A 10,210-nucleotide genomic window follows, 5' to 3' on the forward strand; every position below is an offset into this window, starting at 1 on the left:
GCGCGCGCACTTCCTCGGCGGGGCCCTGCTGGCGGTCATCGGCCGCTGGGTCCGCGGCGAGTTCGACGGCGAGGGCGAGAACGGCATGAGCGTGACCGAGGTCGCCGATCTGACCTGGGCGCTGGTACGGGGCGGGGGATGACCGTGACACCGACGTAGGCGGCGGCCACGGCGACCGGCCCGGCCCGGCGCGGACGTCGGTACTCGTGGTGCTCGTGGTGCTCGGGAACGAGCCGGTGCGCCGCGGTGTCACCACCCTGCCGCGCACCGTCCCCCGGCCGCGGCCCGCCCCAGGCGCTCGGCCGCCCGGGGCAGGAGGGAGAGCGGCGCAGGCGCCGGCTCACTCGTCGATCGACGCACCGAAGCGCGCGTCGGTTCCGGGAGCGCCGAGTGAGCCTCCGCCGTACGACCACGATCCGGTGCTCACCGTCCCGGTGGTGGAGGCGGCGAGCCACCAGACCACCCCGTCGCCGGTGTTCTCGCCGGGCGCCGCGGCCAGCAGCTCGGAGCGGCCGTCGGCGTCCGTGTCGGCGAGCCGGACCTGTCCGCCCCAGCGGTCCCCCTCCTCCGCCGTGCCGGGCACGCCCGCCGAGCTCTGGTCGAAGGACTTCGCGCCCACCGCCGTCAGCCCGGCGGCCGAACCGCGCAGGATCCGCACCCCGCCCGCGTCCGCCACGGTGCCGATGTCCTCACCGGGCACGCCCACGGCCAGGTCGGCGTGACCGTCGCCGTCGATGTCGGCGAGGGAGACGTCGGCGCCGAAGCCGTCGCCCAGTTCGGCGGTGCCCGGCACACCGGCGGTGTACTGGGCCCACACCTGTGCGGGGGTGCCGAGTTCGTCCACGTTCTCCATGCCGTCCTCGGAGCCCAGGTAGACGCCGACGGTTCCGCCCGTGAGGGGTTCGTGCACGTCCTCGGGCTTGTCGGGCCTGCCGTAGACCAGGTCGTCGTACCCGTCGCCGTTGATGTCGCCGGACGCCGTGGCGGAACCGCCGGCCAGGTCGCGGGTGTAGGCGGGCCCGTCCGCGGCGCCCATGTACAGGGAGGAACGTGGCCTGGGGTCCTCCTCCAGGCTGTCGCCGGACACCAGCAGGTCCGCGTATCCGTCGCCGTCGTAGTTCCCGGTGGTCAGGGAGACGGGCCGGATCGATTCGCGGCCGGGGACACCGGCGGTGTCGAGCCGGCCGGCTCCTTCCAGGGAGCCGGTGCCGTGGACGAACAGGGAGGCGCCCGTGCGGTCGGCCACGGCGAGCACGTCGCCCGGTGTGGTCCCGGAGAGCCGGGCGGCGGCGAGGGCCAGGCCGAACCGGGCGTTCGCCGCGGGCGCCTGCGACCTCAGGCTGACGCTGCGGGCGGGGGTCAGCCCGGTCCGGGATCCGTAGAGGACCGTCACCCGGCCCGCGTCGCTCACGGAACCCTCGTCCTCACCCGGCGCGGCGACGATCGCGTCGTCGTAGCCGTCGGCGTCGAGGTCCCCCGTGGCCACGGCGGCGCCGAAGCCGTCACCGGACTCGGCGGAGCCCGGGACCCCCGCGGTCGCCTGACCGAAGACGGCGGTGCGGACCCGGGGGACGCTGCCGGCGGTGCCGATGCCGCTCGCGGCGCCGTACTGGACGGTGACGTAGCCCGCCCCCTTCCTGCCGCCGTCGGTGCCGCCCGGGGCGCCGGTCAGGACGTCGTCGTAGCCGTCGCCGTCGAAGTCGCTGTTGCGGTCGTCGGCGTAGGTGCCTCCGGGCGTGCCCGCGAAGGCCGAGGGCGCGGCGGTGAGGGCCATACCGCTCAGCAGCAGGAACGATGCGGCGGCGACGGCCGTGGAACGTCTGTGGGTCATGATCTGCTCCGATGTGCGGGGCGACGGTGGGTCGCGGTCACAGGTTGGATCCACGGCGCGGAGGGAAAGTTGTGGCCCGCCCCTGATCTTCCGCGACGGAGGGGTGAACCGTTCCCGGTTCGGTGGGGACTCCGGGGTGTTCCGAGTTCGGTGGAGCCGCGTCACCTGCCCGTTCGTGGCCCCGGACAGGGGCAGGGGGACGCCGACACACCGCCCTCGTCGGCCCCGTGACTCCCGGTATTCCGCCGGGTAACCTCTCCGCGCACCTCCGGGCCGTCCAACTCGTTTGCACAGAGGTGCAGTTCACGATCCGGAGACGTCATGCCGCTGTCGGAAGGTCAAACCGTGTACATGGTCGACGTGCCGCTGGGGAGCGGTGGCGAGGTCGTACGAGTGCAGGTGAACGACGTCGGGGAGGAGGTCGTGCGCGTCGGACGCGGCAGCCGTGCCGTCGCCCGGGCCGAGCAGTCCCTGGAACAGATGCTGGACGTCGTACGGCCGGTCGCGGACGCCTTCGTCGGCCGCTGCCGCGGCATGCTCCGGCCGCCGGACGAGGCGACCCTCGCCTTCGGCATGTCGCTCTCCGCCGACGCGAAGGTCCTCATCGCGGGCTCCTCCGCGGAGGCCAACTTCTCCGTCAGCCTCACCTGGCACAACGGCCCCGCCGGTACGGACGCGGTACCGGAAACCGCACCAGGCCCGGAGTCCGCGGGCCGGGGCCCGGCGGGTGGACCCGCCTCCGGGGGCTGAATCCCGTAGGGCAGACCGGCACCCGCCGTCGCACCGCCGGTACCCTCCCGCTCCCCCCACCGCACCGAGGAGGTCCCTGTGCACGACCAGGACGATCCCGGCCGTACCGCGGCCGGATCCGGGTACGCCGGGCCCGGCGAGCACGAGGACGCCGACACCGTCCTCGCCGCCGGGACGGTCCGTCTCCGGGACGGACACGGCGATTCCGCCGGTACCGGATTCCTCGTCGGCGACGGGCTCGTCCTCACCTGCGCCCACGTGGTGTGCGACGCGCTCGGGGAACCCCGCGACACCGAGGTGCCCCTCGGAGCCCGGGTCACCGTCGACCTGCCGCTCCTCACCGGGCCGGGAACCCCGGGGCACGACGTCGAAGCGGAGGTGACGCACTGGGTACCGATCCGGGAGGACCGCAGCGGCGACGTGGCCGTGCTGCGACTGCTCGGTCCGGTGCCGGGGGCGCGGTCACTGCCGACCAGCCTGTCCCGGCGTCTGTGGGAACACGGGTCCCGCATCGTCGGTTTCACCGACAGCTCCGACCGGCCCGTGTGGCAGCGGGGCAGTCTCCTCGGCCCCGCGGGGAAGGGCTGGGTACAGCTGTCCCGGGCCGACGGGCAGACGGTCCGGGTCACCGCCGGATTCAGCGGCAGCCCGGTCTGGGACAACGCACTCGGCGCCGTCGTCGGCATGATCGTGGCCGCGGGGCCGGCCCGGGACGACCAGCAGGCGTACATGCTGCACCTCGGGGCGCTCGCCGACGAGATCCCCGCCCTCGCCGGGGCGTTCCTGGCCCCGACGCCCTTCCGCGGCCTGGAGCCCTTCCGCGAGGAGGACGCCGACGTCTTCTTCGGCCGCGAGGAGGACACGGAGGCCGTGGTCACCGCACTGCGCGGTGACCGTGCGGCGGTGACGCTGTGCGGACCCTCGGGGTGCGGCAAGTCCTCCCTCGCCCTCGCGGGGGTGGCGCCCGTCATGCGCCGCGCCGGCCACGAGGTGGTGGTCGTCCACTGCGGCCGCACCTCCCGCCCGGTGGGTGCCCTGGCGGTCGCACTCCTCGAACTGGCACGCCGGGAACGGTTCGGGCCACCGCGCGCCCCCGGCGTCGAGCGGGTCGCCACCTGGCTGACCGGGGCGGGCCTCGCGGACACCGTCCACCGGCTCACCGGCAGCGCCACCACCGACCTCCTCGTCGTACTGGACCAGGCCGAGGCACTGCTCGACCTGCCCGAGGGAGACCTGACGGCCCTCCTGTCGGTGCTGTTCCCCGCCCGGCGCACCGCCGGGATGCGGGTGCTGCTCACCCTGCGCGCCGACTTCGTCGACGCCGCCCTCAGCCACGAACACCTCGGACCGGCGCTGAAACGGGGAGCCGTCCTGCCGCTGACCCCGATGACCCGGGAGCAGCTCCACACCGTCATCACCCGCCCCGTGGACCGTGTCCCCGGTGTCTCCTACGAACCCGGGCTGGCCCACCGCATCCTCCAGGACGCCGGCAGCGAACCCGGCGCCCTCCCCCTCCTCTCCTTCGTCCTGCGGCACCTGTGGCAGGAACAGTCGGGCGGCCGCCTGAGGGTCGAAACGTACGAGAGGGCCGGCGGCGTCTCCGGTGCCCTGCGCAGGCACGCGGAGGAGGCATGGCGGAAGTACGTCCCGTCCGTGACCGGGACCGGGACCGGCTCCCCGGACCCCGCGGACGCCCCGGAGACCCCTGACCCCACGGAAGCCGTCACGGACGCGCGGCGGCTCCTCGCCGGACTGGTACGCGTGGTGCCGGGCAGCGGCGCCCCCGCACTGCGGCGGGTGCTGACCCGGGCGGAGGCCGGCGAGCGGCGCTGGCGCCTGGCCGTGCTGTTCGCCGGGAAGGACGAGCGTCTGCTGGTGCTCCACGGCGGGGCCGGTGTGCCGGAGAGCGTGGAACTCGCCCACGAAGCCCTCATCACGGTCTGGCCGGCTCTGTCCGAGGTGGTGCGTGAGGACCGGGACTTCCTTGCCGCGCGCGCGGAGTTGCAGCACGACCGGGAACGCTGGGAGAGCGCGGGACGTGCCGACGAGCTCCTGCCGCGGGGCGCGCAACTCGTTTCCCTCGAGAGCCGCCTCGCCGGACGCACCGACGAACTGACGGCGGCCGAGACCGAACTCCTCGACCTCGCGGACCGGCAGCGCCGCGCGGTACAAGAACAGCACCGTGCCCGGCAGCGGCGCATCCGGCTGGCCTGGGCGGCCGGTGGCCTCGCTCTCACGATCATCGCCGCCTTGAGCGTGTTCTTCGTCCAGGAGTCCCGGGTGAGCGAGGAGCGGGCGGCGGAAGGCCGGTCCAGGACGCTGGCCGTGCAGGCCGACGAGCTGGCCGAGAGCAATCCCACCCAGGCCGCCCTGGCCGCGATAGCGGGCTACGACACCTCCCCGACGCAGGAGGCCCGCAACGCGCTGATGCGACGGTACTCGGAGTTGATGAAGGCGGAGTGGGTGCTGTCCGGACTGGATTCGGACATCGACCAGGCAAGTATGAGCGCGGACGGCAAGGTGACCCTGGTGACCACCATGGGCGGCCGCGCGACCCTGTTCGTCCGGTCCGACGACGGACGTGTGCGGCAGGAGAACCTGCGGCTGGGCCGGAAGATCCGCAACCCCCAGGTGAGCGGCGACGGCCGGAGAATCGCCTACCTGCGCGAGGCCGACGCGCTCCTCGCCTGGCACGAGGTGACCACTTCCGGGAAGCACCTGGTAGGCCCGGCCCATCCGCTCCGGCACGCACAGGCACGGAACGAGGAAGGCGCCGTCCTCGCGGTCAAAGGGTCTCGGTTCTCCCCCGATTCACGGTATCTGGTGGAGTCCTCCCAGGTGTCCGACGGTCTGCCCCTCCTGGTGTGGGATCTCTCCAGCGGCCGCGCTCACGAGGTGCCGGGGTCCATCACCGGAGTACGCAGGATCTGGTTCGGCCCGGACAACGGGACCCTGGTCGTGCACAAGGGCCTCACAGCTCTGGGCGAGCGTTCTTTCCTGCGGGCCATTGATGTCGCCAGCGGGTCCGTCCGTGAACTGGCCCACGATTTCACCAGTCTCCCCGAGGTCTCCTGGGACGGGAGAACGGCTGTCGTGTGCGACGAGAAGGGGGAGAACGCCTCTCGTTACCGGGCCGTCCGGGTGTCGGACGGCAGGGTCCTCCGCAGTCAGGAGCTGAGGCAGTCGTGCCCGGTGAAGCCGGCGTTCGACACCACCGGCCGCTACTTCGTCGTCGACGGGTCCGACTCGGGTGACTGGTCCCGTATCGCGGTCCACGGTGACGAGGCGCCGGAACGGCTGGTGCCCCGCCAGCGCCTCGCCACCACGATCGGCGTCGAACGCCTGCCCCTCCTGATGTCCGGGTCGGAAACCGTGATGCCGTTCGCCGAGGGCCGCACCGTCACCGGCGTCAGCATGTCCGCCGGTCCCTCCCGGCCGGCACACGGGTATCCGGCGCTGCTCGGTGACGGTGACCGGATGCTGGCCCGCACCGACGGCGGCAAGGTGCTCCGCATCATGGAGACCAAGCCCGGGGCCCGCACCCTCGCCCGGGCCAGGACGTCCGGAACACCACCCCCGGAGGAGCAGCCCCTCGTCACCGACAAGGCCGAAACCCTGGTGGCGGACCTCTCGGACCGCAACAGGATCACGGTCCGCGCCCTTCCCACCCTGCGCCGGATCAGCCAGTTCACCGTGTCCGCACCGCCCCTCGACGAGGTGACCGGAGAACCGGGCACGATCGACATCATGTTCCAGAGCGACGACAGGGTGGTCACCCTGTCGGGTTCGGTCCTCGAGTACTGGGACGCACGGCGAGGGCGCCGTCTCTCGTCCGCCGTGGAACTCCGCGACCTCGGACTCAGCACCGCCGAGGACCCGTTCTTCACCATGGGGGCCCATCTGGACCCGGCACGCGTCACGGTGAGCGTGCAGGGAGAGCCCCAGGTGCACACCATCGACCTGCGGACGGGGCGGGAGGACGGGAAGCAGCGCCTCGACCTCGCCGAGGACCTGCTCACCGCGGAGTATCTGCCGGACACGCGCTACATGGCGGTGCTCACCACCGGCAGGATCGTCGAGCTCTGGTCCGTGGAGAAGGGATCACCGCCGAGGAAGGTGCTGGGGCCGTTCGGACCGCTCGAACCCCACCGCTGGACCATGGGAACCTCCGGCGGATCCGGGTTCTTCCTCGCCTACGAGAACACCATGGTCCGTCTCCGGGCCGACGATCCCGAGTACCGGGACACCTTCGTCTTCTCGGGGATCCAGCGTTTCCTGGACGCCACCGAGGACGGCAGGACCCTGATGAGCATGCCGGTGACGGGTGATCTGGAGGACCCGTCCGACTCCGGAGGCCTGCTGACGCTCTTCCGGATCGACCCCGCGCTCTGGAAGGAACACCTCTGCGGTGTCGTCGGCCGGGACCTCACACCCGACGAACGCACCGCCCTCTCCGGGGAGTTGCCGAACAGGATCTGCCCCGACCGCGCACAGGACTGAGGCCGGAACCCGCCCCTGTGCCGGAGCTCGGGGCAGGCTCAACAACCCCGGCCGTCACCGGTCCTCTGCTCGGCCGGGGACGTCCGGCGCGCGGGATGCCCCGGTACCGGCACTCGCCTCTCCGGCTTCCCGTTCGGTGGTGGTCATGCGGTCGAGGGCGGCTCGGAAGACGGGTACGTCCTCGGTGCTCATCCGGTAGGCGACGGCCTTCTGCCACGAGGGGTTCTCCGGGTCGTACAGCACGGTGATGGGCGCCCGGGTACCTTCCGGCCACCAGCCTTCGCGCACCCCGCGCGGGATGGCACGGGACAGGGCGACGGTGGGCCCGTTGAGCTTGCCGAGCTGTTCGCGCAGCAGGACGGCGCTGGCGATGCCGTGGCGGTCGACGACGAGTTGGGCGAACCGGCGGGCGCCGGCGGGCAGCGAGCGGAGGTAGCGTTCGGCCCGGTCGACGGTCCACTCGGTGTCCGCGGTGACCGTCAGTTCGTGGCGGTGCTCGGCGAGGAGTTCGAGCAGTTTCCGCTCGAACTCCTCCGAGGCGCCTTCGATGGTGATTCTCATGGAGCCTTCCGACGGATACTTGCCCGCTTCTCCGGGATCTGCATGGGAGTATGACCCGTCGAACCCCTCGCCGTACAGGTCCCGGAGAAACCGGCCGGAATTCTGCATGTGTTCGGGTGGCGCGGCGGCACTGCGCGAACAGCCTCGTATAATTTCCCTTATACGAGGCTGTCTTGAGGGAGGGGCACATGGCCGACTCCGTCGCCGTGGAAGTGGTCGACGCCGAGCTGGTCGACGAGGACGGGGACCGGGCGCTCCCCGCCCTCCCGGACACGCCGGCGGCACACCGCCCCCTCATCGGCCGGCACACGCTCCTCCGGCCGGACGCCCCGATCCCGACGACGGCCGGCCAACCCACGTACACCGAAGCCGACTTCCGGATCTCACAGGAGACGGCCGACCTGATCGACGGGGCGCCGCCCGCCAACACCTCCCGCACGTACGGCTCGGCCCTCGGGCAGTTCCACACCTGGTGCGCCGAGAGCGGCCGGGTGCCCATGCCGTGCACCACGGCGACGTTCGTGGAGTACGTCGGACACCTGGTGCAACGGGACCTGGCACCCGCGTCCGTCCAGGTCCACATGTCGGCGATCCGCTCCGCCCACCCCGACGGACAGCAGCCCGGAATGAAGGAGGCCCGGCAGCTCCTCCGCGGGCACGCCCGGGACTGGGCCCGGCGCCGCGCGCCCAGGAAGGCGCCGCCGATCCGCACCGCGGCCCTGTCCGCCATGGTGGCCACCTGCACCGCGGCCGACGAACGCGAACGGCCGAAGGCCCTGAGGGACGCCGCGCTGCTCACCCTCGGATGGGGGATGCTGTCCCGCCGCAGCGAACTCGCCAACCTCCTGGTCGAGCACCTGGCCGTGGAGGACGACGGCGTGACCGTGCGCGTGGCGTTCTCCAAGACCGACCAGGCCGCCCACGGCGAGGACACCTTCGTACCGGCCGACCCGGACACCCCGTCCCTCTGCCCCGTCGTCCGCGTCCGCGCGTGGCTGGAGGAACTGCGCCGCCACGGCATCACGTCCGGCCCGCTGTTCCGGCACATCACCCGCGGCGGCACCATCCGCCCCCGCTCCGGGCCGCGCGGCGACTTCCTCAGCCCCGACGCGATCGGGAACATCGTCAAGACCCGCGCCCGGCTCGCCGGGGTCAGGGCCCCCGGCGGCCGCGCGGTGACCGCGCACGGCCTGCGCCGGGGCCCGGCACAGGAGATCTCCGAAGCGGGAGGGGACCCGACCGCCCAGGGCCGGTGGAAGCCCGGTTCCCCCACGGTCCTCAAGCACTACATCGAACCCGCCCGGGGCAGGACGAACAACCCCCTGCACGCCGCCCGCGCCAAGGCCCGTACACAGAAGGCCATCTGACCGACCGTCACCTCGATCGTCGCGTGAGGACCGCCGGCGGGCCCTCGACGGAGTCACCGCCCACGGCCGACGGATCCCCGGCCCGGATCACCGGTCCCCCGGCCCGGGGCAGATGAACTCGGCGAGCTCACGCTCCCACGCGTCGAGGGCACGGGCGTACAGGGCCGCCGACGGACGGAGTGTCAGCGGGCGGACGGCGTCGAGGAAGGCGTCGACGTCGTCACGCGCCGCGGACAGCAGTGCCGTTCCCTCCGGTGACCGCAGACGGACGAAGACGCGCCGCCGCCCGTTTTCCTCGTCCTGCGAAGGCCACACGATGACGTCCCCGATCCCCACGCTCTCGTGCATGCCGTCGACGAGCAGCTCGTGAGCGAAGACCCATTCCCTCTCGTCGTCGGTCCCGTGGTTGAAGACAGCCGTGATCGCGTGGGGATCGGCGGTGCGATAGGTCAGCCGGACCGGGAGACGCTGTCCGGTGTCCTGCTCCGTGAGGTGCGCACGCATCGAGAACCGGGCGTGCTGCTCGAGCCCGTCGCCCGCCTGCCTCCTCCAGAGCCTGAGCCGACCGGCGGCTGCGGCGACGGTGTGCTGCCCCTCCTGCCGCCGACGGCCGGCCGCGCCCTCGGTGGTCGTTCTCGGCAGCAGCAGGCTGCTGCCCGGACGCGGTGCGTAACCGTCCAGGGGTGGTAGGAGCGGCAGTCGGAGCAGGACGGCACGCCGGTGCACCGGGTGCGGTCCCACGGCCGGGCCGACCGCCACCAGGAGGCAGACCTCTCCCGTCCCGGTGTCCATCGGCACGTCCGCGCCTGAGCGTGTCGCGTCCGCCAGGACCGTCCGGCCGACGACGGACGGCGGACCTGCGGCACCGTGGGAGGAAAATCCCGGACCCGGCGCCCAGGGGCGTGGCTCTTCTTCACCGGGCCGCCATGGGCACAGGACGCGCACGGTGGAAGTCCACGGCACGTGCAGCAGTTCGGTCAGGCATGCCGCGGCCGGCGGCCTCCGTCCACCCGTGCTCATGCCGCCGGACCCGTCCCCGCAGGACGTGACCACGCTGCCGAAGGCGGCCCCGGTGTCCTGGGGCACGGCGAGGTGTGGGCAGAGCGCGAGGGCGCGTGTCCGGTCTTCTCCCCACGTCTTCGCCCATGGCGGGCGACTCGGCCACCGGGTCCCCGCCGTATGAACGACGAGTGGGTGGGCG

6 protein-coding genes are annotated in these 10,210 nt (G+C 72.8%); 3 read left to right on the forward strand and 3 right to left on the reverse strand.

Annotated features, from left to right (window positions below; genetic code table 11):
- Positions 1–340 precede the first annotated feature (340 nt).
- Entirely contained in the window at positions 341–1,831 is a 1,491-nt protein-coding gene (locus B7767_RS36745; RefSeq protein WP_085575801.1) for an FG-GAP repeat protein, read from the reverse strand.
- A 321-nt stretch (positions 1,832–2,152) separates the two neighbouring features.
- On the opposite strand from B7767_RS36745, the gene B7767_RS36750 reads away from it, so the two are divergent.
- Together B7767_RS36750 and B7767_RS36755 are read left to right on the forward strand one after the other, a co-directional pair.
- Positions 2,153–2,581, forward strand: coding sequence for a CU044_2847 family protein (locus B7767_RS36750; RefSeq protein WP_256923697.1), 429 nt, complete (start codon positions 2,153–2,155; stop codon positions 2,579–2,581).
- Positions 2,582–2,659: 78 nt separating this feature from the next.
- The gene (locus B7767_RS36755; RefSeq protein ID WP_085575802.1) at positions 2,660–7,081 is read left to right on the forward strand and encodes a trypsin-like peptidase domain-containing protein; all 4,422 of its coding nucleotides are present in this window, start codon (positions 2,660–2,662) and stop codon (positions 7,079–7,081) included.
- Between the two features lie 54 nt (positions 7,082–7,135).
- Here B7767_RS36755 and B7767_RS36760 read toward each other — a convergent pair whose 3' ends face one another.
- Complete coding sequence (locus B7767_RS36760) at positions 7,136–7,642, reverse strand: hypothetical protein (protein ID WP_085575803.1); 507 nt, start codon at positions 7,640–7,642, stop codon at positions 7,136–7,138.
- A 188-nt stretch (positions 7,643–7,830) separates the two neighbouring features.
- On the opposite strand from B7767_RS36760, the gene B7767_RS36765 reads away from it, so the two are divergent.
- Complete coding sequence (locus B7767_RS36765) at positions 7,831–9,009, forward strand: hypothetical protein (protein WP_085575804.1); 1,179 nt, start codon at positions 7,831–7,833, stop codon at positions 9,007–9,009.
- An 87-nt stretch (positions 9,010–9,096) separates the two neighbouring features.
- Here the strand turns inward: B7767_RS36765 and B7767_RS36770 are convergent, their stop codons facing one another.
- Positions 9,097–9,801: an SsgA family sporulation/cell division regulator gene (locus tag B7767_RS36770; protein ID WP_085575805.1), complete on the reverse strand. Its 705-nt coding sequence runs from the start codon at positions 9,799–9,801 to the stop codon at positions 9,097–9,099.
- Positions 9,802–10,210 lie beyond the last annotated feature (409 nt).

This window comes from Streptomyces sp. 13-12-16 (genome assembly GCF_002114215.1).
GTDB lineage: Bacteria > Actinomycetota > Actinomycetes > Streptomycetales > Streptomycetaceae > Streptomyces.